Annotated in this window: 25 protein-coding genes; 21 read left to right on the forward strand and 4 right to left on the reverse strand. The window is 65.1% G+C overall.

Translation table 11 applies throughout. The features are described from left to right. The first annotated feature begins 35 nt into the window (after positions 1 to 35). On the forward strand, positions 36 to 1,463 hold the full coding sequence (locus CH294_RS19390; RefSeq protein ID WP_230592416.1) for an MFS transporter: 1,428 nt from the start codon (positions 36 to 38) through the stop codon (positions 1,461 to 1,463). A 2-nt stretch (positions 1,464 to 1,465) separates the two neighbouring features. Beyond that, positions 1,466 to 2,422, forward strand: a complete 957-nt coding sequence (locus CH294_RS19395; protein WP_094738857.1) for a D-2-hydroxyacid dehydrogenase — start codon at positions 1,466 to 1,468, stop codon at positions 2,420 to 2,422. Between the two features lie 4 nt (positions 2,423 to 2,426). On the opposite strand, the gene CH294_RS19400 is transcribed toward CH294_RS19395, so the two are convergent. Beyond that, a complete protein-coding gene (locus CH294_RS19400; protein ID WP_037151282.1) occupies positions 2,427 to 3,545 on the reverse strand; it encodes an NADH:flavin oxidoreductase/NADH oxidase in 1,119 nt (372 codons plus the stop codon). 113 nt (positions 3,546 to 3,658) lie between these two features. Here CH294_RS19400 and CH294_RS19405 point away from each other — a divergent pair, with 113 nt between their 5' ends. The 11 genes from CH294_RS19405 (at position 3,659) to holA (ending at position 14,355) form a co-directional block, all read left to right on the forward strand. Further along, a complete protein-coding gene (locus CH294_RS19405; protein ID WP_032402400.1) occupies positions 3,659 to 4,939 on the forward strand; it encodes a glutamate-5-semialdehyde dehydrogenase in 1,281 nt (426 codons plus the stop codon). 44 nt (positions 4,940 to 4,983) lie between these two features. After that, positions 4,984 to 5,865 (forward strand): MoxR family ATPase, encoded by an 882-nt coding sequence (locus CH294_RS19410; RefSeq protein WP_032379195.1) that lies wholly within the window; start codon positions 4,984 to 4,986, stop codon positions 5,863 to 5,865. A 1-nt stretch (position 5,866) separates the two neighbouring features. Beyond that, on the forward strand, positions 5,867 to 7,282 hold the full coding sequence (locus CH294_RS19415; protein ID WP_032379194.1) for a VWA domain-containing protein: 1,416 nt from the start codon (positions 5,867 to 5,869) through the stop codon (positions 7,280 to 7,282). Between the two features lie 98 nt (positions 7,283 to 7,380). Further along, positions 7,381 to 8,103: a nicotinate-nucleotide adenylyltransferase gene (nadD, locus tag CH294_RS19420; protein ID WP_254925422.1), complete on the forward strand. Its 723-nt coding sequence runs from the start codon at positions 7,381 to 7,383 to the stop codon at positions 8,101 to 8,103. Further along, positions 8,100 to 8,489, forward strand: a complete 390-nt coding sequence (gene rsfS, locus CH294_RS19425) for a ribosome silencing factor (RefSeq protein ID WP_032379193.1) — start codon at positions 8,100 to 8,102, stop codon at positions 8,487 to 8,489. Before nadD ends, rsfS begins: the two co-directional genes overlap by 4 nt. Continuing rightward, positions 8,486 to 9,139: a histidine phosphatase family protein gene (locus tag CH294_RS19430; protein ID WP_032402402.1), complete on the forward strand. Its 654-nt coding sequence runs from the start codon at positions 8,486 to 8,488 to the stop codon at positions 9,137 to 9,139. Before rsfS ends, CH294_RS19430 begins: the two co-directional genes overlap by 4 nt. Continuing rightward, positions 9,126 to 9,896 (forward strand): diglucosylglycerate octanoyltransferase, encoded by a 771-nt coding sequence (gene octT, locus CH294_RS19435; RefSeq protein ID WP_037151028.1) that lies wholly within the window; start codon positions 9,126 to 9,128, stop codon positions 9,894 to 9,896. The genes CH294_RS19430 and octT overlap by 14 nt, the downstream gene beginning before the upstream one ends. Continuing rightward, positions 9,893 to 10,741: a DegV family protein gene (locus CH294_RS19440; RefSeq protein ID WP_094738858.1), complete on the forward strand. Its 849-nt coding sequence runs from the start codon at positions 9,893 to 9,895 to the stop codon at positions 10,739 to 10,741. The genes octT and CH294_RS19440 overlap by 4 nt, the downstream gene beginning before the upstream one ends. 109 nt (positions 10,742 to 10,850) lie before the next feature. Next, on the forward strand, positions 10,851 to 11,726 hold the full coding sequence (locus CH294_RS19445) for a ComEA family DNA-binding protein (protein ID WP_094738859.1): 876 nt from the start codon (positions 10,851 to 10,853) through the stop codon (positions 11,724 to 11,726). Continuing rightward, on the forward strand, positions 11,723 to 13,315 hold the full coding sequence (locus CH294_RS19450; protein WP_094738860.1) for a ComEC/Rec2 family competence protein: 1,593 nt from the start codon (positions 11,723 to 11,725) through the stop codon (positions 13,313 to 13,315). The genes CH294_RS19445 and CH294_RS19450 overlap by 4 nt, the downstream gene beginning before the upstream one ends. Positions 13,316 to 13,386: 71 nt before the next feature. Then, positions 13,387 to 14,355, forward strand: a complete 969-nt coding sequence (gene holA / locus CH294_RS19455) for a DNA polymerase III subunit delta (RefSeq protein WP_032379576.1) — start codon at positions 13,387 to 13,389, stop codon at positions 14,353 to 14,355. Positions 14,356 to 14,466: 111 nt separating this feature from the next. On the opposite strand, the gene rpsT is transcribed toward holA, so the two are convergent. Further along, on the reverse strand, positions 14,467 to 14,727 hold the full coding sequence (gene rpsT / locus CH294_RS19460) for a 30S ribosomal protein S20 (protein WP_027497522.1): 261 nt from the start codon (positions 14,725 to 14,727) through the stop codon (positions 14,467 to 14,469). Positions 14,728 to 15,083: 356 nt separating this feature from the next. Here rpsT and CH294_RS19465 point away from each other — a divergent pair, with 356 nt between their 5' ends. From CH294_RS19465 to CH294_RS19475, 3 genes are read left to right on the forward strand one after another with little or no spacing between them, the layout of a single operon-like run. Then, on the forward strand, positions 15,084 to 16,655 hold the full coding sequence (locus CH294_RS19465; RefSeq protein ID WP_249305414.1) for a circularly permuted type 2 ATP-grasp protein: 1,572 nt from the start codon (positions 15,084 to 15,086) through the stop codon (positions 16,653 to 16,655). After that, on the forward strand, positions 16,656 to 17,630 hold the full coding sequence (locus CH294_RS19470; RefSeq protein WP_032379188.1) for an alpha-E domain-containing protein: 975 nt from the start codon (positions 16,656 to 16,658) through the stop codon (positions 17,628 to 17,630). Between the two features lie 8 nt (positions 17,631 to 17,638). Then, positions 17,639 to 18,469 carry a transglutaminase family protein gene (locus CH294_RS19475; protein WP_032402405.1) on the forward strand — a complete coding sequence of 277 codons (831 nt, stop codon included), beginning with the start codon at positions 17,639 to 17,641 and terminating at the stop codon, positions 18,467 to 18,469. A gap of 49 nt (positions 18,470 to 18,518) precedes the next feature. On the opposite strand, the gene CH294_RS19480 is transcribed toward CH294_RS19475, so the two are convergent. Then, positions 18,519 to 19,088 (reverse strand): type II toxin-antitoxin system PemK/MazF family toxin, encoded by a 570-nt coding sequence (locus CH294_RS19480; RefSeq protein ID WP_037151026.1) that lies wholly within the window; start codon positions 19,086 to 19,088, stop codon positions 18,519 to 18,521. Between the two features lie 156 nt (positions 19,089 to 19,244). On the opposite strand from CH294_RS19480, the gene lepA reads away from it, so the two are divergent. Together lepA and CH294_RS19490 are read left to right on the forward strand one after the other, a co-directional pair. Then, positions 19,245 to 21,086 (forward strand): translation elongation factor 4, encoded by a 1,842-nt coding sequence (lepA, locus tag CH294_RS19485; protein WP_032379185.1) that lies wholly within the window; start codon positions 19,245 to 19,247, stop codon positions 21,084 to 21,086. A gap of 144 nt (positions 21,087 to 21,230) precedes the next feature. Continuing rightward, positions 21,231 to 22,238 carry a nitronate monooxygenase gene (locus tag CH294_RS19490; protein WP_032402407.1) on the forward strand — a complete coding sequence of 336 codons (1,008 nt, stop codon included), beginning with the start codon at positions 21,231 to 21,233 and terminating at the stop codon, positions 22,236 to 22,238. Between the two features lie 31 nt (positions 22,239 to 22,269). Here CH294_RS19490 and CH294_RS19495 read toward each other — a convergent pair whose 3' ends face one another. Continuing rightward, positions 22,270 to 24,315 carry a glycoside hydrolase family 15 protein gene (locus CH294_RS19495; protein ID WP_032402408.1) on the reverse strand — a complete coding sequence of 682 codons (2,046 nt, stop codon included), beginning with the start codon at positions 24,313 to 24,315 and terminating at the stop codon, positions 22,270 to 22,272. Between the two features lie 93 nt (positions 24,316 to 24,408). Here CH294_RS19495 and CH294_RS19500 point away from each other — a divergent pair, with 93 nt between their 5' ends. The 3 genes from CH294_RS19500 (at position 24,409) to CH294_RS19505 (ending at position 26,134) form a co-directional block, all read left to right on the forward strand. Beyond that, positions 24,409 to 24,642: a hypothetical protein gene (locus CH294_RS19500; RefSeq protein ID WP_032402409.1), complete on the forward strand. Its 234-nt coding sequence runs from the start codon at positions 24,409 to 24,411 to the stop codon at positions 24,640 to 24,642. Between the two features lie 176 nt (positions 24,643 to 24,818). Beyond that, positions 24,819 to 24,908, forward strand: coding sequence for an Ms4533A family Cys-rich leader peptide (locus CH294_RS28085; protein WP_310180897.1), 90 nt, complete (start codon positions 24,819 to 24,821; stop codon positions 24,906 to 24,908). A 203-nt stretch (positions 24,909 to 25,111) separates the two neighbouring features. Then, positions 25,112 to 26,134, forward strand: coding sequence for a sulfate ABC transporter substrate-binding protein (locus CH294_RS19505; RefSeq protein WP_032379181.1), 1,023 nt, complete (start codon positions 25,112 to 25,114; stop codon positions 26,132 to 26,134). Positions 26,135 to 26,137 lie beyond the last annotated feature (3 nt).

Below are 26,137 nucleotides of genomic sequence, written 5' to 3' on the forward strand. Positions count from 1 at the left end.
CCACTTTGTCCACAAAAGCGAGAGGTATTTCGACCGTGACCGAAAATTCAGGGTCGGCAGCATCGCCGACCGGATATCCCCCCAGTACCGACACCCTGAGCCCGGACGAGACCAAGATTCTCCACCGCGCCATCGGCGGATCTGCACTCGGCAACGCAGTCGAGTGGTTCGACTACGCGGTGTACGGCTATCTCGCCGTCTACATCGCCGCCAACTTCTTCCCGTCCGAGGACGGGGGAGCGAGCCTGCTCTCCACATTCGCCGTGCTGGCCGCGTCGTTCATCATTCGTCCCATCGGCGGCATCGTGCTCGGCCCACTCGGCGACCGCATCGGTCGTCAGAAGGTCCTCGTACTGACCGTCTCGATGATGACGTTGGCCACGGCGGCGATCGGTGTGCTGCCGACATTCGACACCATCGGCATCGCCGCACCGTTGCTGCTGCTCGTCTGCCGTTTGGTGCAGGGCTTCTCCACCGGTGGTGAGTACGGCGGCGCAGCTGTGTTCATGGCCGAGTACGCGCCCGACAAGCGGCGCGGATTCTTCGGATCGTTCCTCGAATTCGGCACCCTCGCAGGCACGGTGGGCGGTGCCACCCTGTGCACCCTGCTCAACGTCGGGCTCGGTGACGAGACCATGGAGGCCTGGGGCTGGCGAATCCCGTTCCTGGTGACTCTCCCGTTGGGCATCGTTGCGCTGTGGTTGCGAACCCGGCTCGAGGATTCTCCGGTGTTCGCCGAAGCGAAAGAAGACGGCGGCACGGTCGAAGAGGGTGCAGGCGGAGCCGTCACCTCACTCAAGGCCACCATGACGTACTGGCAGCGGATCCTGATTCTGATGGGATTCGTGCTGCTACTCAACATCGCGTACTACACGGTGCTGACTTTCTTGCCCTCGTACCTGAGCGACACGTTGGGGCACAGCACGACTCAGTCCAACTTCACCCTCGTGGCGATCATGATCATCATGATGGCGATCATCAACCCGATCGGTGCTCTGTCCGACAGGGTGGGCCGAAAGCCGTTGCTGCTGGCGGCCTGCGTCGGGTACTTCGTGTTCAGCGTTCCGCTGTTCCTGTTGATCATCAACACCGGACTGATCGGCCAGAGCATCGGCCTCCTCGGCCTCGGAGTGCTGCTGGTCATCATGTGCTCCTGTGTGTCGTCGACACTGCCCGCACTGTTCCCCACTCAGGTGCGCTACGGAGCGTTCGCCATCGGATACAACGTCTCGACGGCGCTCTTCGGCGGTACGGCACCGCTGATTCTGACGTTCCTGATCGACCGAACCGGTTCCAACCTGATCCCGGGTTGGTACATGATGATCGCGGCTGCCATCGCGTTCGTTCCGATTCTGTTGATGCCCGAGACGGCAGGGCGATCACTGCGCGGAACTCAGTGCCCTGGTGACAACGACGACGAGGTCGCTGCGTCCGGCGTCGAGCTCGTCGGCTACAAGAAGTAGAAGTGGCACCGGTTCTCGTCGTTCTGCACGCCGGCGACCTTCCCGGCGGACTAGAGTCCGTCGCGGAGGTTGCCGACGTCAGGTACGCCACGGCCGACACCCTGGCGGATGCAGTCGACGGTGCCGACGCGTTGCTGCTGTGGGATTTCTTCTCGCCTGCAGTCGAATCCGCGTGGCCGCGCTGCGGGTCTCTGAAGTGGATCCATATCGCCGCTGCCGGCGTCGACTCGTTGATGTTCGACGAGCTGGTGGAATCCGATGTGGTCGTGACCAATTCGCGTGGCGTCTTCGATCGACCGATCGCGGAGTTCGTGCTGGCTCAGATCCTCGCGTTCGCCAAGGACTCCGAACGTTCACGTGCACTGCAGCATTCGAAGATCTGGCAACACCGCGAGACCGAACGTATCGACGGTGCACACGCGATGATCGTGGGCACCGGAGCGATCGGTCGCGCCATCGCCGCTCTCCTGAGTGCAGTGGGAATGTCGGTCTCGGGTGTGGGTCGAACAGCACGAGAAGGCGACCGAGACTTCGGTACCGTGTACGCCAGTGATGATCTGGCGGACGAAGTAGCACGGGCCGACTACCTGGTTCTGGTTGCGCCGTTGACCGAACAGACGAGAGGTTTGGTCGACGATTCCGTGTTGACCGCAATGAAGCCCGGCGCGCGGGTGATCAACGTGGGCCGCGGTGAGCTGCTCGATACCGAGGCACTGTTGAAGCATCTCGGCAGCGGACACATCACCGGTGCCGCGCTGGACGTGTTCGAGACCGAGCCGCTCTCGGCCGACCATCCGTTGTGGACGGCCGAGAACGTGATTCTCACCCCACACATGAGCGGCGACGCGTCGGGGTGGAAGCAGCGACTCGCAGAGGTGTTCGCAGACAACGCACGTCGATACTTCCGGGGCGAACCCCTGCTCAATGTCGTGGACAAGAAGCTCGGCTTCGTGGTGTGAGACCTCAGTAGGCCCGCTCGTACTGCGGTGCCACGGCCGGAGTCATCTCCACACCGAGTTCGCGGGCAGCGCGCCGTGGCCAGTACGGATCACGCAGTAGCTCGCGCGCAAGCAGCACGGCCGTCGCCTCGCCCAGCGAGACGATGTCCTCCGCCTGCTTGGGTTCGGTGATCATGCCGACCGCGGCAGCGGGCATCGTCGTCTCGTTCTGAATTCGCCGTGCGAACGGAACCTGGTAGCCGGGACCGACCGGAATCTTGGCGTGCACGTTTCCTCCGGTGGAGGTATCGACCAGATCCACCCCGTGTTCGGTGAGGATCTGGGACAACGCGACGGTCTGATCGGAGGTCCAACTCGGAGCCTCCAGTTCGGCTGTGCCCTCAGCATTGTCCGGCTCGTCGAGCCAGTCGGTTGCCGACAGACGAACGAACACCGGAAGCTCGGCCGGCCACACCTCACGGACCGCGTCGACCACCTCGATCAGTAGCCGGGTACGGCCGGCGAAGTCGCCGCCGTAGGCGTCGGTGCGGGTGTTGCTCGCAGGCGACAGGAACTGGTGCAACAGGTATCCGTGCGCGCCGTGAACTTCGGCCACCTTGAACCCGGCCTTCAGTGCGCGCTGCGCCGCAGAGCGAAAGTCGTCCACGATCTTCGTGATGTCGTCGTCGGTTGCCTTGCGGGGCGTCGCGTAATCACCGAAGGCGACCGCGCTCGGACCGACGGTCTCCCAGCTACGGGGATCCTCCGCGGGTAGCGACTTGCCGCCGAGCCAGGGAGCAGCTGTGGAACCCTTGCGGCCCGCGTGTGCCAGCTGGATGCCAGGAACGCTTCCGAAGGACGCGATCTCGGCGACGATCTTCGCCAATGCATCGGCCTGGGTGTCGTTCCAGATGCCGAGGTCCGACGGGCTGATGCGACCCTCCGGGCTGACTGCGGTGGCTTCGGTGATGATGAGCCCTGCCCCGCCGACCGCGCGGCTGACCAGATGGGTGCGGTGCCAGTCACCCGCAACGCCGACGTACTGGCCCGCGTCGTCGGCCGAGTACTGGCACATCGGTGCCATCCATACCCGGTTGGGAAAGGTGACCTCGCGCAGGGTCAGAGGCTCGAACAAGGCACTCACAGGTGGTTCCTCCGGTCTGTCGGTATCGACGTCGATGACGTCGGTGATCTCCACGTCGTGCTGCAACGACACGGCGACACCGCTTCATTCCCGGCCCCATTAGTGTGTAGTTCATGACTGCTTCCGTCTCGGCCGAATCGGTGCCCACGACGCTCGACGAGCGTGAGAGCGTGCATGCGGCCGCTCGTCGTGCGCGGATCGCCTCGCGTGCGCTGGCGTTGCTGACGACCGCCGAGAAGGATTCGTTGCTGCATTCCGCCGCCGATGCCGTGGTTGCTGCTGCAGATTCGGTCCTGGCTGCGAACGCGGCCGATATCGAGATCGCGCGGGCAGCGGGTACCGACGAGGGTCTGCTGGATCGACTGCGTTTGACCGCATCGCGCATCGAGGGCATCGCGGCGGGCCTGCGACAGGTCGCCGCGCTGCCGGATCCGATCGGCGGGGTCATCCGCGGTTCGACGCTTCCCAACGGGCTCGAGATTCGGCAGGTGCGGGTCCCGCTCGGGGTGGTGGGCATGGTGTACGAGGCGCGCCCCAACGTCACCGTCGATGCGTTCGGTCTCGCGTTCAAGTCCGGCAACGCGGTGTTGCTGCGCGGTTCGTCCTCGGCGGCACAGTCCAATGCAGCATTGGTCGACGCCCTGCAAGGGGCGTTGCGCGAACACGGTCTGCCCGAGGCCGCCGTACAACTGCTGGGCAGTGCGGACCGTGCCACGGTCACCCACCTGATCCAGGCGCGCGGTCTGGTGGACGTGGTGATCCCGCGCGGGGGCGCGGGACTGATCGCTGCCGTCGTTCGCGATGCCACGGTCCCGACCATCGAGACCGGAGTCGGAAACTGCCACGTGTACGTCCACTCCTCGGCCGATCCGGACGTGGCCGAGAAGATCGTGCTCAACGCCAAGACCCGCCGAGTCAGCGTCTGCAACGCCGCCGAGACCGTGCTGGTCGATGCTGCGATCGCCGACACGATGGTGCCGCGGCTGCTGCAGGCGTTCCAGATGCACAGCGTCACGGTGCACGGCGACCTGCCCGGGCTGGTCCCCGCTCATGACGAGGACTGGTCGCAGGAGTACCTCTCACTCGACATCGCGCTGAAGGTCGTGGGCGGCATCGACGAGGCGATCGAGCACATCGATCGATACGGAACCGGACACACCGAGGCGATCGTCGCATCCGATATCGGTGCCGCGCGCGAGTTCACTCGACGCGTCGACGCGGCTGCCGTGATGGTCAATGCCTCCACCGCTTTCACCGACGGCGAGCAATTCGGCTTCGGTGCCGAGATCGGCATCTCCACCCAGAAGCTGCACGCCCGAGGGCCCATGGGATTGCCCGAACTGACCTCGACCAAATGGACCGTGTGGGGCGACGGACACGTCCGAGATGTCTGACGCCTCTGCCGTACCGGCCAAATCCGATCATCAGGAGTTGTGACGTGGATCGTGCCCTACCGACGACACCCCCGCTGTTCGCGAGCGTGAACGACGTCCTCGAGCGTCTGGCAGAAACGGGCTATCTGGCCGACAAGGCCACGGCCACCTCGGTCTTTCTCGCCGACCGCCTCGGCAAGCCGCTGCTGATCGAGGGCCCAGCAGGTGTGGGCAAAACCGAACTTGCTCGTGCCGTGGCCCAGACGACGGGTGCCGAGCTGGTCCGGTTGCAGTGCTACGAGGGCGTCGACGAGGCCCGCGCCCTGTACGAGTGGAACCACGCAAAGCAGATCCTGCGGATCCAGTCGGGAACCGGTGGCGATTGGGATTCGACCAAGCTGGACGTCTTCTCGGAGGAGTTCCTGCTGGCGCGGCCGCTGCTGCAGGCCATTCGGCGTAGCGACCCCACCGTGCTGCTCATCGACGAGACCGACAAGGCCGACGTCGAGATCGAAGGACTGCTGCTCGAGGTGCTCAGCGACTTCGCCATCACCATTCCCGAGCTCGGCACCATCACGGCGGAGCGCACTCCGTTCGTGGTGCTGACCTCCAACGCCACTCGCGAACTGTCGGAGGCCCTCAAGCGCCGCTGCCTCTTCCTGCACCTCGATTTCCCCGACGCGGACCTCGAGCGTCGCATCCTGGCCAGTCGGGTTCCGGAACTGCCCGAGGCGATCGCCGAGCAGATGGTCAAGACCGTCCGTGTGCTGCGGGGCATGCAGCTCAAGAAGTTGCCTTCCGTGGCCGAGACGATCGACTGGGGTCGCACGCTGTTGGCCCTCGGTATGGACACCCTCGACGACGATGCGGTCCGGTCGACGCTGGGAGTGGTGCTCAAGCATCAGTCCGATCAGGTGCGTGCTGCCGCCGAACTGCGGCTGAACTGACATGTTGGCCCCGCACGGAATTCCCGGGCATCTGGTCGGCTTCGTCGAGGCTTTGAGAAAGCGCGGAATCTCGGTGGGGCCGTCGGAAACCGTCGATGCCGGACGCGTCCTGTCGGTCCTGGATCTACTCGACCGGGAAGCCGTGCGCGAGGGGCTGGCCTGCTCGTTGTTGCGACGACCGACGCATCGCGGGGTGTTCGACGCCTTGTTCGACCTGTGGTTTCCGGTGGCGTCGGGCACGAGGGACTCGGGACAGATCGACACTGCGCTGCCCCGCACGGACGGCGGCGAGGTCGACATCGATGCGCTCCGAGAGTTGCTGGTGGATCTGCTGTCCGACGATTCGGCCGAGGCCGCGGAGTTGACCCAGATGCTGGCGGCGCAGATGGTGGAGGAACTCGGTCAGTACAAATCCTCGAACGGGCCGTCGTTCTCGGCCTATCAGGCCCTGCGCGATGTTGCCCCCGATACGTTGTTGCGCAAGATCCTCGACGGGCTACTCGGCCGCGCCGACGACACACCGGATCGGCCCACCGACGACTACGAATCGGAAGTGGCCAAACGTACTGCAGCGCAACGAATCGCAGACCTTCGCAAGATGGTCGAGAACGAGACGAGGCGGAGGTCGGCCGAGAAGCTGGGCCGCGAGCGGGTGGCGAGTTACGGTGTGCCCAAGCTGGCCGAGGAGGTCGACTTCCTGCGGGCCTCGGACACGGAGATGGCGGCGCTGCGACGCAACGTCACCCCGCTGGCCCGGCTGCTTGCCTCACGACTTGCGGTGCGGCGCAGCAGAAGCAGGCACGGCTCGATCGATCTGCGACGCACCCTGCGCAAGTCGATGTCCACCGGCGGCATTCCGATCGACTTGGTGGAGCGCAAGCCGCGTCGAGCACGCCCCGAATTGGTTGTGCTGTGCGATGTCTCTGGCTCGGTGGCGGGATTCAGTAACTTCACCCTGTTGTTGGTACACGCACTGCGAGAGCAGTTCTCGCGCGTTCGAATCTTTGCCTTCATCGATTCCACCGACGAGGTGACGCGATTCTTCGACTCCGGCTCCGACCTCGGTGCCGCGATGAGCCGCATCATCCGAGAGTCCGATCTGGTGACGTACGACGGCCACTCGGACTACGGACACGCGCTGACGACGTTCGACGAGAAGTACGCGCATGCGGTCACCAGTCGCAGTTCGGTGTTGATTCTCGGCGACGCCCGCACCAATTACCGCGAACCCAAGCTGCCCGCGTTGGCACACATCGTCTCGGTGGCCAAGCATGCGTATTGGCTCAATCCCGAACCGAAAGCGCAGTGGGGATCCGGCGATTCGGCGGCCAAGGTGTACGCCGACGTGATCGCCATGCACGAGTGCCGATCCGCCCAGCAGCTCGCCACCGTGGTCTCACGTCTGCTGCCGGTGTGAGGCGTGTGACGCCCGGCAACGCCGCGGACGTAGAATCGACGGTTGTGCAGCACGAATACGACCCCGGTGACGACACAGGGAAGCAGTCCGTTCGCCGCTTGGGCGTGATGGGTGGCACCTTCGACCCGATACACCACGGGCACCTCGTCGCTGCCAGCGAAGTGGCGAACAAGTTCGGTCTGGACGAGGTCATCTTCGTCCCCACCGGAAACCCCTGGCAGAAGGAAGGGACCTCGGTCAGCCCAGCGGAAGACCGCTACCTGATGACCGTGATCGCGACCGCGTCCAACCCCCGATTCTCCGTCAGCCGCGTGGACGTCGATCGCGAGAAGTCGACGTACACCGTCGACACTCTGCGCGATCTGCGGGCGCAGCACCCCAATGCCGAGCTGTTCTTCATCACCGGCGCGGACGCCCTCGAGTCGATCCTGACGTGGCAGAACTGGGAGGAGCTGTTCGAGCTCGCCAAGTTCGTCGGAGTCTCGCGTCCGGGGTTCGAGCTGGGCGTCGAACATCTGGCCAACCACCTCCGGTCGTTGCCTGCCGGCACCCTCACATTGATGGAAATCCCGGCACTCGCGATATCGTCGACGGACTGTCGACTTCGAGCCGGTGAGAATCGGCCGGTCTGGTATCTCGTACCGGACGGCGTCGTGCAATACATCTCGAAGAGAAATCTCTACAGACCACGAGGCGCGCTGCGCCTCGACGGATCCGTCACCATGTCGGAGCCGGCACCCCAGAAGAAGCAACCGGAAGGGCCGGTCACCAGCGCAATGACCGCGAACCCGAACCATACGAGTGGGAGTACACCCAAGTGACTGCAACAGCCGAAGCCGCCGAGATGGCGCGTATCGCCGCGCTCGCAGCCGACGACAAACTGGCCAGCGACGTGGTGATCCTCGACGTCTCCGACCAGCTCTACATCACCGATTGCTTCGTGATCGCCTCAGCGCCCAACGAGCGTCAGGTCAACTCGATCGTGGACAACATCGAGGATCAGCTGCGTGAAGCCGGACACAAGCCGGTCCGCCGTGAGGGCACCAAGGAAGGTCGCTGGGCGCTGTTGGACTACTCCGACATCGTCGTCCACGTCCAGCACAACGAAGAGCGCAACTTCTATGCCCTCGAGCGGTTGTGGAAGGACTGCCCGACCATCGAGGTTCCCGGTCTCGGACAGCACCCGGCTGCGGAATCGGAGCAATGATCCGACGGCTCATCCTGCTTCGGCACGGTCAGACGGAATACAACGCCACCGACCGCATGCAGGGTCAGCTCGATACCGATCTGTCCGAGCTCGGTCGCACCCAAGCCAAGACGGCCGCTGCCGAGCTGGCGACGCGTGAGCCGATTCGGATCGTCTCTTCCGACCTCCGCCGGGCTCTCGACACCGCCGTTGCCCTGGGCGACGCTGCCGGTGTTTCGGTGACGCAGGACGAGCGCCTGCGCGAAACTCATCTCGGCGAGTGGCAGGGTCTCACCCACACCGAGGTCGACGACATCGCACCCGGCGCTCGGCCGGCATGGCGAGCCGATGCCACCATCGCTCCACCGGGCGGGGAGAGCCGTATCGACGTCGCCCGTCGCAGTGTTCCCCTGGTTCGCGAGCTGCTGAGCGGCGTCCCCGAGTGGGGTGCCGATGGCGACCAGCGGCCACTGGTACTCGTGGCGCACGGGGGCCTGATCGCGGCACTGACGGCAGCGTTGCTCGATTTGCCGACGGACCGGTGGCCGGTGCTCGGCGGGCTCGCCAACACCAGCTGGGTGCAGCTCGGCGCGCACGGAGCGGGCGTTCAGCCGTCCTGGCGTTTGGACGTGTGGAACGCCTCGGCGCGAGTGGCCAGTGACGTCCTCTGACGAGACGGCGGTGCGCCCCACGCTGCTCGTGCTCGCGGACTCGCTGAGTTATTACGGACCCGAGGGCGGGCTGCCGGTGGACGATCCGCGGCTCTGGCCCAATCTGGTTGCAGCCGAACTCGGTTGGACGGTGGATTTGGTTGCGCGCATCGGCTGGACGAGTCGTGACGCATGGTGGGCTCTGACTCAGGATCCGCGAGTGTGGGCCGCGATTCCCCGTGCCGGTGCCGTCGTGTTCGCCATCGGTGGCATGGATTCGCTTCCTTCGCCGTTGCCTACCGCGCTGCGGGAGCAGATCCGGTACATCAGACCGCCGGCTCTGCGACGCGTCGTTCGCGCGGGATATCAAGCGGTGCAACCAGTTCTGTCGCATCTGGGTTGGCCGGTTGCACTGCCGCCGCGGCTCAGCGTCGACTACCTGGAGCAGGCCCGCGCGGCCTTGGCCTACGTACGTCCCGAGCTTCCCGTCGTCGGCACCTATCCGTCGGTGCACCGCTGCGATGCCTACGGGCGGGTGCACTCGGGCCGCGAGCCCGCGGTACGTGCGTTGCGGGCGTGGAGTACGGACAAGAACGTTCCGATGGTCGATCTCGCCGACGCGGTGCGCCCGAACATCGAATCCGAGAACGCGAACCCCGACGGCATCCACTGGGGGTGGGACGCGCACCGTGCGGTGGCAGAGGCGATGCTCGAGGCGTTGCGACCGGTGGCTGCCTCGGCGTCGACCGCGAACCCTGCAGCGACCCCGAAGCCATGACCGTCGCCGTCGTCACCGACTCCTCGTCCTGCCTGCCCGCCACGCTTGCGGCCGAGCGGGGAATCTCGGTGGTGCCCTTGCACGTACTGGTGGACGGAATCGACCATCGTGAGGGTGTCGACGAGATCCCCGAGCACTCCGCCTCGGGAAGTCCGATGACCACCGCCGGCGCGTCACCGGGCGAGCTGGCCGAGGTGTACGCCGCGGCTCTCGAACACAGTCGAGGGGACGGTGTGGTTGCGCTGCACATCTCCCGGGGGCTCTCGAGCACGTGGGAAGCAGCGCGCCAGGCCGCGGACGAGGTCGGCCCTGCCGTTCGAGTGGTCGATTCCGGTTCTGCAGGAATGGGATTGGGCTTTGCCGTGCTGACGGCTGCCGGTTCGGCTGCCGGGGGAGCAGACCTGGACACGGTTTACCACTGCGCCGTCGCTGCGTCGACGACCTCGAGGTGCTTCATCGTCGTCGATCGCCTCGACCATCTGCGACGCGGAGGTCGAATCGGCACTGCCGCAGCACTCCTCGGCACCGCACTGGCCATGAAGCCGGTGTTGCACATCAGCGGCGGTGCGCTCGTGCTGCGGGAGAAGACGCGGACCTCGTCCAAGGCGTTGCACAAGCTGGTCGACGCAGCCGTCGCCGCCGCATCCGAGGTCGGTGACGATTCGGGGGTTGCGCTCGCCGTGCACCATATGTTGTGCGCGGAGCGTGCCGACGATGTCGCTGCGATGCTGACCGCCCGCATTCCGGGCTTGACCAGCATCGACGTGTATCCCTTCGGTGCCGTGCTAGGAGCGCACGTCGGCCCCGGTGCCGTCGGCGTCGTCGTGGCACCGGGACACCGATAGTCGCGCCGATCCCACCGATCATCCACAGGTAGCGAGTTGTGCACAGGGCAATTCGCGACCAGCGTCTCGTGGCGTGTGAGCCCGACCGCCGGAACTAGCGTTCTGATGCATGGGCGGTGACGACGATCGGGCGCACACGGTGGCGCGACTGAATGCCGTGCGCAGACAACCTGATTCCGCACGCCCGGATGGGATACCCGCGCGCGTCGAGACACAGGAATCCAGCCCTGACGTGACGACCCCGGAACCGGATTGGCTGATCTCGAGTTCGCCGAGGCTCGGTTCCCCGTGGTCGTCCGTACTTCCACAGCGATGGCGTTCCGCTCGGGTGGACCCGGGAAGGCAGGGTGCCATCGCCTTGGCAGCAGCCGGAGTCTTTGTCGTGCTCGTCGCGGCATTCGCGGTGTTTCGAGATGCGCCGACGCCTGCACCCGCTCCACCGCTGGCCGTGGTTGCATCCGATACGAAGAATTCGGACGTCCTGGCCAAACCGGTACCGGCAGTGGAAGCCGAGCTGGTCGTGAGCGTCGTCGGCCTGGTGGTACAGCCCGGACTGGTTCGGCTGCAACCGGGTTCGCGAATCGCCGACGCGGTCGCCGCGGCGGGAGGACCTGTCGAGGGTGCCGATCTGTTGGCGCTCAACATGGCCGCGCGAGTGGCCGACGGTGATCAGATCGTCGTCGGTGTCGTGCAGCCACAGGCTGCCCCGCCGTTGAGTAGTACGACCTCGGTAGACGGCCCGGTGACCGCGGGCGGGGCGCAGGCCGCTCCCGAAGGCTCCGCACCGGCCGGGACGGTGGACCTCAATGCCGCCACCGCCGCCGAACTGGACGCCCTGCCCGGTGTCGGACCGGTGACCGCAACCTCGATCGTGAGTTGGCGAGAGACCAACGGCCGCTTCGTCTCTGTCGATCAGCTCGCCGAAGTGGACGGAATCGGGCCCGGGAGGCTGGCGAAGATCCGCGATCTCGTGCACATCGGATGAGCACCGACGCCGCATCGACCGCCACAGCTCAGGCCGAAGAGTTTCTGCCGTTCGATATACGTCTGGTTCCGGCTGTGGTGGTGTGCTGGTCGATCACCGCGGTCGGAATTCTCGGCGGCCCCGGCGCGGCGGTAGCGGCCACGGCGTCGACCTCTGTGGTGGTGCTGCTCGGTTCGCTGGCGCTGCGACGGCTGGCGGCACGATGCGCCGCGTCCGGTCCCAGCTGGGCAGGAGTGGCCACGGTGATCGCACTCGCGCTGTGCTTCGGCGGAGCGATCTGGCTTCAGATGTGCGCAGTAGCAGATCATCCCTTGGTTGCTGCCGCGGAGAAGCGTGCGTGGATCACCGCGTCGGTGCGGCTTGAGGAGGACCCACGACGACTGACGTCCGCAGGACCCTCGATGGTGATGACGAAGGCCGAGTTGATTCGCGTGGACGTCGGAGGTGAGGCGCTGTACGTCGGCGGACGCGTCTCGATCATCGCCCCGGAGTCGAGTTGGTCCACTCTGCTGCCGGGTCAACAGATCACCGTCCGGGGCAGGCTCGGCGAACCGATTCGACCGGACATGACTGTGGCGGTGATCCGCGTATCGGGACCACCCGTCACCGTCGGTGACCCCGGGGCGATCTCTGCCGCAGCCGGCACCTTCCGGTCGAATTTGGCTGCAGTGGCGCAGAATTCGATGCCACCGGATCGTGCAGGTCTGCTACCCGGTCTCGTGGTCGGGGATGTGTCCCGATTGGACGAGACTGTGGCCGAGAACTTCCGGGCGGCCGGACTGACGCATTTGACCGCTGTGTCGGGCGCAAACTTTTCCATCGTGATCGGTGCGGTTCTGCTGGTGTTGCGAAGCATCGGGATCGGACCACGAGCGACGGTCGCAGTTGCGTTCGTCGTGCTCGTCGCGTTCGTGATCGTGGCTCGCCCATCGCCGAGTGTGCTTCGTGCGGCGGTGATGGGTTCGATCGGGTTGTTGGCCCTCGTCACCGGCAGGCGGCGGCAGGCCGTTCCGGCCCTGTGCGGCGCAGTGTTGGGCTTGCTCGCATGGTGGCCGAGGCTGGCGGTGGACGTCGGGTTCGTCCTGTCGGTGTTTGCCACCGCCGGACTCGTCCTGATCGCGCCGATCTGGGTCGACTGGCTCCGAGCCCGCGGCTGGCCGAGGGCAGCCGCGGAGGTATCGGCCGTCGCTGCAGCCGCGCACGCGGTGACGGCACCGGTGGTCGCGGCGATGACGGGAACGATCAGTGTGGTGAGCGTCGTTGCGAACGTGTTGGTGGCACCGGTCGTCGCTCCGATCACGGTGGTGGGCATCGTGACGGCCGTGATCGCCACCGTCAGCACGTCTGTCGCCGAGCTGACGGCGCAGCTGGCGTCGGCACCACTGTGGTGGTTGATCACGGTGGCCGAGCGGGCCGCGTCGGTGCCTGTTGCCGGCATCCGCGTCCCCGACGGTCTCCTGGGTGCAGAACTACACGCCTTGGGAACGGCCGCACTGCTCGTGGCGTTGCGGTTTCGGGTGCTGCGGTGGGGTGCTGCAGTGGTGGCGATAACGGCACTGGCCATGTGGACTGCGCACCTGCTGTGGTGAGTGCTGGGGCTGTGCTGCTCGAAAGGAAGCGGATGCCCGAGCTGTCGGCCCCACATGGCACGATCACGGGTGTGACTTCGAGTGTGGCTCCTCTGCATCTGGTTCTCGGCGACGAGGAACTTCTGATGGATCGCGCGGTAGCGTCGATCGTGGCGCAGGTGCGTGCCAATGCGGCGATTCCGGGGGAGGACCTGCCGGTCACACGGTTGCGCACCGGAGACGCCAGTGCCCCGGAACTTGCCGAACTGCTCAGTCCGTCGCTGTTCGCGGAGGATCGCGTGGTTGTGCTCGAGGCAGCGGCCGAGGCAGGCAAGGATGCTGCAGCTCTGGTGCTCGACGCCGCAACCGATCCGCCCGAGGGCGCGGTCGTGGTGGTCATGCATTCCGGCGGCGGTCGGGCCAAGGCCATGGTCGGTGCTCTGCAGAAGTGCGGCGCTCAGGTACACGAGTGCGTCAAGCTCACCAAGCCCGCCGAACGCATCGACTTCGTGCGCGGTGAATTCCGTGCGGCCGACGTGCGAGTGAGCGGCGAGGTGATCGAGGCTGTCGTCGAATCGGTCGGCAACGAACTCCGCGAATTGGCCTCGGCCTGTTCGCAGCTGGTCTCCGATACCGGCGGCAAGGTCGATCTTGCCGCAGTGCGCCGGTACTACTCGGGCAAGGCGGAAGTCTCCGGCTTCGACGTCGCCGACAAAGCGGTGATCGGAGACAGAGCCGGCGCGCTCGAGGCTGTTCGCTGGGCGATGCATCGGGGAGTGGCGCACGTGCTGTTGGCCGACGCCTTGGCCGATGCCGTCCGCACCATTGCGCTCGTGGGTTCGGCCGGGCGCGGCGACCCGTTCCGAATGGCAGGTGAATTGGGCATGCCGCCGTGGAAGATCAAGAAGGCGCAGGGTCAGGCCCGAGGCTGGAACGGTCGATCCATCGCGCAGGCGTTACGGGTTGTGGCGCAACTGAACGCCGACGTCAAAGGTCAGGCAGCGGACGCGGACTACGCGGTGGAAAAGGCGGTGTCAGAGGTCGCGGGGCTGGGCCGGTAGCGCTCGGGGCCCCAGCGTTGTGACAAGTCCAGGGCACGAAAAATCCCGGGCACGAGAAAGCCCGCTGCCTCCGTGTCGGATGCAGCGGGCTCGGTCGAGCTCAGCGGTGACTCAGAGCTTGTTGACTGCGAGAGCCAGTGCCGACTTCTTGTTGGCAGCCTGGTTCTTGTGGATGACGCCCTTGCTGGCGGCCTTGTCGAGCTTGCGGCCTGCGTCGAGGAGAATCTCGGAAGCCTTGTCCTTGTCGCCCGCAGCCTGTGCCTCGCGGAACGAGCGGATGACGGTACGAAGGGAGGACTTCACCGACTGGTTGCGCAGGCGTGCACGCTCGTTGGTGAGAATCCGCTTCTTCTGGGACTTGATATTGGCCACGCGTAAAATCCTTCTTGTCTTCGTCGGTATTCCGGTCAGGGCGATCCATGCTGGAATGCCCGAAGTCTGCTGCAGAGCTTTGGAGCCCTGCGCCGAAGATCGAGAATACCAGCCCGGCGGGGCAGAACCCAATTGGGTGCACCCGTGACGATGCGTTTCAAGAATTTAACGCTTCTACCGCGCCTAACTCCAGTCTCTGTAGCAACATGACCAGAATGAGTCCGCGATCGGCAACGCATGCCGCCACCAAGGCCAAAGCGACCAAAACCAAGTCAGCGGATCGCGTCGAACCCGAGGTCGACGGGGTGTTCGGGGGTTATTCCGACGTCGGAAAGTACAGTCTCGCCTTCGACGAGATGTTCGACGCGGACGGACGAACCAGGACTCCCTACAAGGGCATTCACACAGCCCTTGCCCCGGCGAACGCGTCCGACCTGGACGCGAGATCCGACGCACTGGGACGCGCATTCGTCGACCAGGGCATCACGTTCTCCCTGTCCGGCCAGGAGCGCCCGTTCCCGCTCGACCAGGTTCCCCGCGTCATCGCCGCAGGGGAGTGGTCACGGCTCGAGCGCGGCATCAAGCAGCGCGTCAAAGCGCTCGAGATGTTTCTCGCCGACATCTACGGCGATCAGGAAATCCTCCGCGACGGTGTGGTGCCGAAGCGACTGATCACCTCCTGTGAGCACTTCCACCGCGAGGCCGTCGGCATCACGCCACCCAACGGCGTGCGCATCCACGTCGCCGGAATCGACCTGGTCCGTGATGCACAGGGCACGTTCCGCGTCCTCGAAGACAATCTGCGTTCGCCCTCCGGTGTGTCTTACGTCATGGAGAACCGGCGCACCATGGCCCGGGTGTTCCCGGATCTGTTCGCCAGCCACCGCGTGCGTGCCGTCGGCGATTACGCCTCGCATCTGTTGCGCGCACTGCGCTCCGCCGCGGCTCTCAACGAAGCCGACCCCACAGTGGTGGTGCTGACCCCCGGTGTGGCCAACTCCGCGTACTTCGAGCACTCGTTGCTCGCCCGGCTGATGGGCGTCGAACTCGTCGAGGGACGCGATCTCTTCTGCCGGGACAACATCGTCTACATGCGCACCACCGAGGGCGAGCGCCAGGTGGACGTCATCTACCGACGCATCGACGACGACTACCTCGACCCGATGCAGTTCCGGCCGGATTCGGTCCTGGGCGTGGCAGGCCTCGTCAACGCCGCCCGTGCAGGCAACGTCGTGATCTCCAGCGCCGTCGGAAACGGCGTCGGCGACGACAAGCTGGTCTACACGTACGTGCCCACGATCATCGACTACTACATGGGCGAGAAGCCGTTGCTGGCCAACGTCGACACGTTCCGGTGCTGGCTGGACGACGAGTGCGAGGAAGTCCTCGACCGCATCGACGAACTGGTGATCAAGCCGGTCGAAGGTTCGGGTGGTTACGGCATCGTCTTCGGCCCCGACGCCTCGCCGAAGGAATTGGCGACCATCAGCAAGAAGGTTCGCGCGGATCCGCGTGGCTGGATCGCGCAACCCGTCGTGCAGCTCTCGACGGTGCCCACCAAGATCGGTGACCGGTTGGTTCCTCGGCACGTGGACCTGCGGCCGTTCGCAGTCAACGACGGCGACGACGTCTGGGTGTTGCCCGGGGGTTTGACGCGAGTTGCACTGCCGGAGGGTTCGTTGGTGGTCAACTCGAGCCAGGGCGGCGGCAGTAAGGACACCTGGGTGCTCGCCACCCGAACCTCGCAGGAGGAGCAGGAACTGGCAGGCGAGGAGATCGTCAGCGTTCCGCCGGAGTCGCCCATGGTCGAACAGGGCCCGGAGCTGACGATGGACCAGCAGATGAATCAGCAGCAGCAGCAACAACAGCAACAACAGCAGCAGCAGCAGCAGGCAACGAACTCGGACTCGAACGGCGGTGGACAGTAAATGCTCGCGCGCAACGCAGAGTCGCTCTACTGGATCGGACGGTACGTCGAGAGAGCGGACGACACGGCCCGCATTCTCGACGTCACCGTCCACCAGCTTCTCGAAGACGCCACGGTCGATCCCGACCACATCTCGCGAGTGTTGTTGCGAGTACTCGGTTTCAAGCACGAGCCGGACGTCTCGCTCGACGTGTGGTCGCTCACCGAGTTGGTGGCCTTCAGCCGTGACGGGCTCGGCTCCATCGTGGACTCGCTGTCGAGTGCACGCGAAAATGCCCGTGGCGCTCGCGAAGTCACGTCGAGTGAGATGTGGGAGTGCCTCAACACCACGTACAACGGACTGAACGAGCGCATCAGGGCGTCCAAGCGCACCGGCCCGGCCGAGTTCTTCAGCTACATCGAGGAACGGGCCGCGATGTTCGCCGGTCTCGCGGATTCCACCCTCAGTCACGACGACGGCTACCGCTTCCTGTTGCTCGGTCGCTCGGTCGAGCGCATCGACATGATCGTTCGGCTGCTGCTCTCGCGCGCCGGCGATCGACCGTCGTCACCGGCCTGGGTCACTGTTCTGCGATCCGCAGGTGCTCACGACACCTACCTGCGTACCTACCGCGGCGCGCTCGACGCCCAGCGAGTTCTCGAATTCATGTTGCTGGACAGGCTCTTTCCGCGTTCGGTGTTCTATGCACTCAACGAAGCGGAACGGTCGCTCGATCAGCTCGACCACCAGCCGAACAGTCGAGTCGGTGCGCGGGCCGAAGCTCAGCGGCTACTGGGTCGCGCGCGTAGCGAACTCGAATTCCTGCGTCCCGGTGAAATTCTCGACGATCTGCAGGAGCGCCTGCTCTCTCTGCAGGAAACCTGCCGTGAACTCGGGGAGGCGATCTCCAAGCAGTACTTCCACGCCGCTCCGTGGGTTGCGTGGACGGACGCCGGCTCCGGAACATTCGAAGATCAATTGGAAGGTGAACTGTGAGCTGGCGTATGCGTGTCGTACACACCACGGGCTATCAGTACGACGCACCGGTGACCTCGTCCTACAACGAAGCTCGGCTGACGCCGCGAAGTGACAACCGGCAGAACGTGATTCTGAACCGAGTCGAGACGAACCCGGTGACGCGGTCCTACCGCTACACCGACTACTGGGGTACGGCGGTGACGGCGTTCGATCTGCACGCACCGCACACCGAGCTCGAGGTCACCGGATCCTCGGTGGTCGAGACCGATCCCTTCGTCTATCCGGACGAGAACGCGTCCTGGGAGGAATTGGCCAGCGAGCCGGTGACCGACCGCTTCAACGAGGTGCTCGACAACACGGTCTACGTGCCGAAGAACCGTCAGCTCGCGTCGGTGGCGAAGAAGCTCTCGAAGGGATTGCCGCCGCAGGAATCGGTGGTCGAGATCTCGAACTGGGTCAACCAGGAGATGTCGTACGTCCCGGGGACCACCGGGGTGCACACCTCGGCCGTCGAGGCGTGGTCGGAGAAGAAGGGCGTCTGCCAGGACTACGCCCACCTGACTCTGTTGATGCTGCGCAGCATCGGTATCCCCAGCCGGTACGTCTCGGGATACCTGCACCCGAAGAAGCAGGCGGCGATCGGCGCGACCGTCGAGGGCCAGAGCCACGCCTGGATCGAGGCGTGGACCGGTGCCTGGTGGGGCTACGACCCGACCAACGCGATCGCCGTCAACGAGCAGCACGTCTCGGTGGGACTGGGCCGCGACTACGCCGACGTGCCCCCGCTCAAGGGCATCTTCTCCGGCGGCGGTTCGACGGCACTCGACGTCGTCGTGGAAATCACGCGACTGGCGTAGCGAAGTGCGCGTTGTGCGTATCCGCGGGTACGCACAACGCGCGCCGAGGTCAGTTCCAGCCGAAGTCTCGACGCAATCGAGCTGCGACGGAGTCGAATTGGGGTTTGCTCAGAATCGCGCCCTCGCGGCGGATGCCGTCCTCGGGCACGTCGAGAACGCGATCCAGACGAATCCAGCTCGGTCGGCCCTCGGCGTCCCAGGAACCGGATCCGATCGACTGCCAGTCGCGGTCGCCGTCGCGACTGCTCTGGCTCGACAGCATCAGACCGAGTAGATCGTTGCCCTCGCGCCCGATGACCAACACCGGGCGATCCTTGCCCTGACTGGCGTCTTCTTCGTATGTCACCCAGGTCCAGACGATCTCACCCGGATCGGCCTTGCCGTCCAGATCGGGGGAGTACTCGATGGTGCGGGCGCGCTGGGCCGTCGGCCTTGTCTGTGACGCCACCGGGCGGCCGGGACGCGGAGCCGGAGCGGACGTGTTCGACGTCGTGCCACTGATTGCGTCCTTGCCCTTCTGCAGGGCGCCGGACTTCTGCAGTTGACGCAGCAGCCGCGGGCCTTCACGCATCGCGATCTTGCCCAGTTCTTTGCCGAATCTGCTCCAGTTGCCAGCCATGCGGCGAGTGTAGCCACCCTGACGTTGCTGCTCACAGCCCAGACCGAGGCGACGTAGAAGCCGGAGTCGGACAGCCGGGGACGGCGCATCGTTCTCGGCGTGGGACGATGGACACACCCGTTCGCTCATTTCGAACACGCCAGCCGAAGGATACGAGTGCCCAGCTTCGCCGACACGACGTTCACCGATCCGTCCAGGATCAGGAACTTCTGCATCATTGCCCACATCGACCACGGTAAGTCGACGTTGGCGGACCGGATGCTGCAGCTCACGGGCGTCGTCGACGACCGGTCGATGCGCGCGCAGTACCTGGACCGGATGGATATCGAGCGCGAGCGCGGAATCACCATCAAGGCACAGAACGTACGGCTGCCGTGGGTCGTCGACGGTGAAGAATTCGTCCTGCACCTCATCGACACTCCCGGCCACGTCGACTTCACCTACGAGGTCTCCCGCGCCCTCGAGGCCTGCGAAGGAGCAGTGTTGCTCGTCGACGCCGCGCAGGGCATCGAGGCGCAGACGCTGGCCAACCTGTATCTGGCTCTCGACAAAGAGCTCACGATCATTCCGGTGCTCAACAAGATCGACCTTCCCGCTGCCGACCCAGATCGCTACGCCGCCGAGATCGCGCACATCATCGGGTGCGAGGCCGACGACGTACTGCGCGTATCGGGTAAGACCGGTGTGGGCGTGGAGGAACTGCTCAACGAGGTCGTCAAACTGGTCCCGGCTCCGGTCGGCAACCCGGACGGCCCGGCCCGCGCGATGATCTTCGACTCGGTCTACGACACTTACCGCGGCGTCGTCACCTACGTGCGAGTGGTCGACGGCGCGCTCAACCCGCGCGAGAAGGTCACGATGATGTCGACCGGCTCGACGCACGAGTTGCTCGAGGTCGGCATCGTCTCGCCCGATCCCAAGGCCACCAAGGGCTTGGGCGTCGGCGAGGTCGGTTACCTCATCACCGGAGTCAAGGACGTCCGTCAGTCGAAGGTGGGCGATACCGTCACGACCTTCCGGAAGGGCGCAACCGAGCCGCTGACCGGCTACCGCGAGCCTCGGCCGATGGTGTACTCCGGTCTCTACCCGCTCGACGGTTCGGACTACCCGGACCTGCGTGATGCTCTCGAGAAGCTGCAACTGAACGACGCGGCCCTGACCTACGAGCCGGAGACCTCCGTTGCTCTCGGCTTCGGATTCCGCTGCGGATTCCTCGGGCTGCTGCACATGGAGATCACTCGCGAGCGGCTCGAGCGGGAGTTCAACCTGGACCTGATCTCGACCTCGCCGAACGTGGTCTACCGCGTCGAAATGGAAGACGGTGCCGAGCACATCGTCACCAATCCGTCGTACTGGCCCGAGGGCAAGGCGCGGGAAGTGTTCGAGCCGATGGTCAAGTGCACCATCATCTCGCCCAGCGAATTCATCGGCTCCATCATGGAACTCTGCCAGGGACGACGTGGCGAACTCGGCGGCATGGACTACCTGTCCGAAACCCGCGTGGAGCTGCGCTACACGATTCCGATGGCCGAGATCATCTTCGATTTCTTCGACATCCTCAAGTCCCGTACCCGCGGATACGCCAGCCTCGATTACGAGGAGATCGGCGAGCAGGCCGGTGCGCTGGTCAAGGTCGACATCCTGCTGCAGGGTGAGGCCGTGGACGCGTTCTCGGCGATCGTGCACAAGGACAATGCCGCGGCCTACGGCAACAAGATGACGACCAAGCTCAAGGAACTGATTCCGCGTCAGCAGTTCGAGGTGCCGATTCAGGCCGCCATCGGATCGCGGATCATCGCCCGCGAGAACATCCGTGCGATCCGAAAGGACGTGCTGGCCAAGTGCTACGGCGGCGACATCAGCCGTAAGCGCAAGCTGCTCGAGAAGCAGAAAGAGGGCAAGAAGCGCATGAAGACGATCGGTCGCGTCGAGGTGCCGCAGGAAGCCTTCGTCGCCGCACTGTCCTCGGAATCTTCGTCGGACAAGCCCAAGAAGTAGCGCAGGGGCCGGAAGTAACCTCACACCCTTTTTACCGACCGCGCGCCCCCGCTCGCATCGGAACGGGGGCGCGCAGTCGTCAACAGGGGCGCGCGGTCCCCACCGAAGCCTGTCGCGAATGGTGGGCGAGTACATTTCGAACCTGTGACTACGCCGATCCTGAAGCAGCTGCGTGTGCCCGTCGTCGGTGCGCCCATGGCGGGTGGCCCGAGTACTCCCGAGCTCGCTCGCGCGGTCTCGGAGGCGGGTGGGCTCGGCATGATCGCGGGCGCATTGCTGACACCTGAAAGCTTTGCAGCGCAGATCGATTCGGTTCGAGGACTGCCGTTCGGTGTCAACCTCTTCCTGCCGGAGGAGCCGTCCGGTGCCGACGTGGCGTCCTATGCCGAACACCTGGCATCCTGGTTCGAGCGGTTCGATGCCGAACCGGGGGAGCTGCTGCGACGAGACGACTTCTACGCCGAGAAGTTCGCCTGGCTGCTCGAGCACCCGGTACCGCTGGTCTCGAGCACATTCGCGACGTTCGATGCGGACGAGGTAGCGCAACTGCACGCCGTCGGGACCGAGGTGTGGGCCACCGTCGCCACCGCGTCCGACGCGTCGGTGGCCACCGCCAACGGCGTCGACGCTCTCGTCGTGCAGGGACCGGAAGCCGGTGGGCATCGAGGTACGTTCGACGGGTCGGCCCCGGAGGAGCCGTTGGCCGAGCTGCTCGTTGCGGTCCGCGAGATCTCGGAGCTCCCTCGTATCGCAGCCGGCGGATTGATGGACGGCAACGACATTGCGCCACTGTTGGATTCGGGTGCAGCTCATGCCGTGCAGCTCGGGACGGCCTTCCTGAACACGCCTGAGGCCGGCACCAAACCTGTGCACCGCGAACAGCTGACACTGGCTCCGAACACCGAAGTGACGAGGGCCTTCTCCGGCCGTCCTGCGCGGGGTCTGGTGAACGAGTTCATGCACGCGAACTCGGACGCCGCTCCGCTGGCGTATCCCGATCTGCACTACCTGACCGCGCCGATGCGCGCGAAGGCCGCAGCAGCGGGCGACCCGTCGGGACTGTCGATGTGGGCCGGGACCGGCCATCGCCGCGCTCAGGCCAAGCCCGCGGCCGAGCTGATCGCCGAATGGGCGAGACAACTCGGCCGCTGAAACCACACGCGGCGACTACCGAACTTCCCGCTCAGGGGTTGGCGTGGGCGGGCTGGAAGTGTCCGGACGCCTGGGCTTCCTCGGCCCGGATGACGTGCACTACTGCGTTGATGAGGGCAAGGTGGGTGAACGCCTGCGGGAAGTTGCCGAGGTGACGGCCGGTGCGGTGGTCGATTTCTTCGGCGTAGAGCTTGAGTGGGCTCGCGTAGCCGAGTAGCCGTTCGCAGAGGTGCTTCGCGCGGGGCAGTTCGCCGATTTCCACCAGGGCAGAGACCAGCCAGAACGAGCAGATCGTGAACGTTCCTTCCTCGCCGGCCAATCCGTCGTCGGTGGTGTCGGTTCGGTAGCGCAGAACCAATCCGTCCTCGGTCAACTCGTCGGCGATGGCGAGCACCGTGGCACGGATTCGCTCGTCGTCGGCCGGCAGGAATCGCAGCAGCGGTGCCAGCAGCAACGACGCGTCCAGCGACGGGTCGCCGTAGCGCTGCGTCAGCACTCCGCGTGAGTCGGTGCCGTTTTCGAGAATGTCGGCCTTGATCTCGTCCGCGATCTCGTTCCACTGGTCGGAGTAGTCCTGCTCGCCGTGGATGTCGGCGAGCTTGGCACCGCGATCGAGCGCGACCCAACACATGAGCTTCGAAGACGTGAAGTGCTGCGGTTCGCCGCGCACCTCCCAGATGCCACGGTCCGGTTTGCGCCAGTTGGCGATCGCTTCCTCGACCTGACGTTTGAGTAGCGGCCACAGGAATTCCGGGACGTGCTCACGCGACTTGACATGCAGGTATACCGAGTCGAGCATGGTGCCCCAGATGTCGTGCTGCTCTTGGTCGTAGGCCCCGTTGCCGATGCGTACCGGCCGCGCGCCGTCGTATCCGGACAGGTGCGGTAGCTCGCTCTCGTCGAGGGTCTTCTCGCCGCCGATGCCGTACATCACCTGCAGCGGATTGACCTCGCCGTTCGCCGTCGTCGCCACATCGGACATGAACGCGAAGAAGTCGTTGGCTTCGCGGTCCAGTCCGAGCGTGTAGAGGCCCCACAGTGCGAACGTCGAATCGCGGACCCAGGTGTAGCGGTAGTCCCAGTTGCGTTCTCCGCCAGGTGTTTCCGGGAGCGACGTGGTCGATGCCGCCAACAGGGCACCGGTGGGCGCGTAGGTCAGGCCCTTGAGTGTCAATGCGCTGCGCTGCAGGTAGCCCCGCCACGGGTGGTCGGGGAACCGGCCGATCGTGATCCACTGCCGCCAACATTCGGAGGTGCGCCACATCTTCTCCGCTGCTTCCTCGAATGTTTGCGGCGCAGGAAGGTCGGACCAGGACAGAGCGACGAAAACATTGTCGCCCTCGGTCATTCGGGTTCGGGCCCGAGCCTCACGGCCCTCGATGCCGATCCGAAGATTGGTGGTCAACTTCAGCGTGGGCTGGTCACCGTCCGCGCTCGCCTCGCAGGTTGCGGTGGTCTCCTCGTATACCTTGCCGGTGTACTCCCAGTTCGCGGGTGCCCGGTGGTAGTCGAAGGCCGGCTCGCAGCTCATCTCCAATTCGACTGTGCCGCTGACGCATTTGATGGTGCGCAGCAGTATGTGTTCGGCATCCCAGTCGCTCGGTGCGCGCTTGTGGGTGCGAGAGCGTTGATCGGTGTTGTGCCACGGTCCCATGATGAGGGCGTCGCGCACGATCAACCAGCCGGTCTCGGTCTGCCATGTGGTCTCGACGATCAGACCGCCGGGCAGATAGCGCCGCGCCGCGGGGACCGACTGACCGTAGGGGCCGACGCGAAAGTGGCCGGCACTGCGATCGAGAATCGCTCCGAAGATGCTGGGGGAGTCCGGCCGGGGCACGCACATCCACTCGACGGATCCGTTTCGCGCGATCAGACAGGTGGTCTCGCAGTCCGAGAGGAATGCGTAGTCGTCGATCGGCGGAAAGGCGCTGCGGTAGGACGTCAGGGTGGACACCGGTGCGTCGGTACTGCCCAATACTCCCTGAACTTCGATCCCGCCCAACTCTGGGTGTCCAGATCCCATCGCGGGCTCGTCGGCCACCGGAGGCACGGGCGAAACATCTTCGAATGCCGTCATGGCGTAATCATCGACTCATCGGTGGCAGTCGTCCACTGCTGGTCGTCGATCGGCGTGGCGTGGGCACCGGACGCGCTGGTTTAAGCTGCGAGGGTGGAACCGGTTGCGCGTTGGTGGGACGGCGTCGAACTGTGGGTGACGGGCCTGCCGTTCGTACCGCAGGCGATCGTCGTGCTGCTGGTCATCGTGCCGACTGCGTTCCTGCTGGCACGGGTGTTCGATCGCCTTCTTGCGGTGGTCCTACGCCTGCTCGGTCGCGACGCGCGCGCTGCTCGCGAGGCGGAGTCGACGGCTGGTGCCTCCACCACGACGAAGGATGGACAGTAATGCCACGGTCTCGGGTAACGCTAGCGCTCATCGCGCTGCTGGTGCTGGTTGTCATCGCCTGGCTGCTCACTCGGTAGGGCCTCGTCGCCACGGCTCGGCCGACGGCTGCGCCGTCGAGTCACCGGGCGCGTCCGCTGAATTAGAGTCCGTCCGAAACCTCTGCTAGATTTCTGACCGTGTCTTCTGCCGCCGAGTACCGCGTCCGCCATCAGTTGGCGTTGATTGCTGTCGGCATGTTGGCAGTCGCCGATATCGACTGTTGTTGATTCTTTCCTCAGTCGAATCGATTCCTCGGGTCGCCTAGGTCTTGCCGTGCTGTGCGCCTGCTCGGGGCCCAGCTCTCCCCGGCCCTGGGCTGGGAGGATTTCTGGAATCTTCGTTGCGGGTTTCGGTCTCGTCTCGGTTCGACAGTCCTCCTGTCCGTTCTTCCCAGTCTCTTCTTCGTCACATCACGAAAGGCCACTCCACAATGAGGCATAGTTCTCGTTACCTTCTGACCACGTTCGCGGCTGTGGGAACTCTGCTACTGACTGCCTGCGGTGGCGGCTCGAGCGATGCTGTCGGTGGCGGATCGGACACCGCCAGCGGTCCTGCCTTGACTCTCGTGGGATACGCCGTCCCCAAGAACGGTTGGGACGCAATCGGTCCCGCTTTCGCAGCCACCGAGGACGGCGAAGGAACCGCCATCAACGCCGACTACGGCGCATCGGGCAACCAGTCTCGCAAGGTGGCCGACGGTGCACCCGCCGACATCGTCAACTTCTCGGTCGAACCCGATGTCACACGACTCGTCAAGGCCGGCAAGGTCGATGAGGACTGGAACCAGAACGCTTACGGCGGAGTGCCGTTCGGGTCCGTGGTGACCATCGTCGTGCGCGAGGGCAACCCGAAGAACATTCGTACCTGGGACGACCTGATCAAGCCCGACGTACAGGTCATCAGTCCCAGTCCGCTCAGCTCCGGCTCGGCCAAGTGGAATCTCCTTGCTCCGTATGCGGCGAAGAGCAACGGCGGCCAGGACAAGCAGGCCGGTCTCGATTTCGTCCGAACCCTCGTCTCCGACCATTTCCCGGTTCAGCCCGAATCCGGCCGCGCGGCAACCGAAGCCTTTCTGCAGGGCCAGGGTGACGCACTGTTGAGCTACGAGAACGAGGCGCTGCTGATCGAGGAACAAGGACAGAAGGTGGAGCACGTCGACGTTCCCGTCACGTTCCGCATCGACAATCCCGTGGCAGTGATCAACAGCAGTGCCAACCTCGATCGAGCCAATGCTCTGAACGATTTCATCTACACCGACGAGGGGCAGAAGATCTGGGCCGAGGCAGGCTTCCGGCCGACGAACCCGGACATTGCTTCGGAGTACTCCGACAAGTTCTTCACCCCCGAAAAGCTCTACACCATCGACGATCTCGGTGGCTGGACGCAGGTCGACGCCGACCTGTTCGGCGACAACGGCGCAATCACGACGATCTATCAGGAAAGTACTCGGTAGAGA

The organism is Rhodococcus sp. 14-2483-1-1, from assembly GCF_002259335.1.
Classification (GTDB): domain Bacteria; phylum Actinomycetota; class Actinomycetes; order Mycobacteriales; family Mycobacteriaceae; genus Rhodococcoides.

Bases quoted from the DNA above. Each gene is read 5' to 3' on its own strand.
- CH294_RS19465 (WP_249305414.1), top strand. From the start codon at position 15,084: ATGTTCGACGCGGACGGACGAACCAGGACTCCCTACAAGGGCATTCAC.
- CH294_RS19495 (WP_032402408.1), bottom strand. From the start codon at position 24,315: ATGACGGCATTCGAAGATGTTTCGCCCGTGCCTCCGGTGGCCGACGAG.
- CH294_RS19415 (WP_032379194.1), top strand. From the start codon at position 5,867: ATGTTGGCCCCGCACGGAATTCCCGGGCATCTGGTCGGCTTCGTCGAG.
- CH294_RS19475 (WP_032402405.1), top strand. From the start codon at position 17,639: ATGCGTGTCGTACACACCACGGGCTATCAGTACGACGCACCGGTGACC.
- CH294_RS19430 (WP_032402402.1), top strand. From the start codon at position 8,486: ATGATCCGACGGCTCATCCTGCTTCGGCACGGTCAGACGGAATACAAC.
- CH294_RS19450 (WP_094738860.1), top strand. From the start codon at position 11,723: ATGAGCACCGACGCCGCATCGACCGCCACAGCTCAGGCCGAAGAGTTT.
- CH294_RS19470 (WP_032379188.1), top strand. From the start codon at position 16,656: ATGCTCGCGCGCAACGCAGAGTCGCTCTACTGGATCGGACGGTACGTC.
- CH294_RS19405 (WP_032402400.1), top strand. From the start codon at position 3,659: ATGACTGCTTCCGTCTCGGCCGAATCGGTGCCCACGACGCTCGACGAG.
- CH294_RS19480 (WP_037151026.1), bottom strand. From the start codon at position 19,088: ATGGCTGGCAACTGGAGCAGATTCGGCAAAGAACTGGGCAAGATCGCG.
- CH294_RS19440 (WP_094738858.1), top strand. From the start codon at position 9,893: ATGACCGTCGCCGTCGTCACCGACTCCTCGTCCTGCCTGCCCGCCACG.
- CH294_RS19445 (WP_094738859.1), top strand. From the start codon at position 10,851: ATGGGCGGTGACGACGATCGGGCGCACACGGTGGCGCGACTGAATGCC.
- CH294_RS19505 (WP_032379181.1), top strand. From the start codon at position 25,112: ATGAGGCATAGTTCTCGTTACCTTCTGACCACGTTCGCGGCTGTGGGA.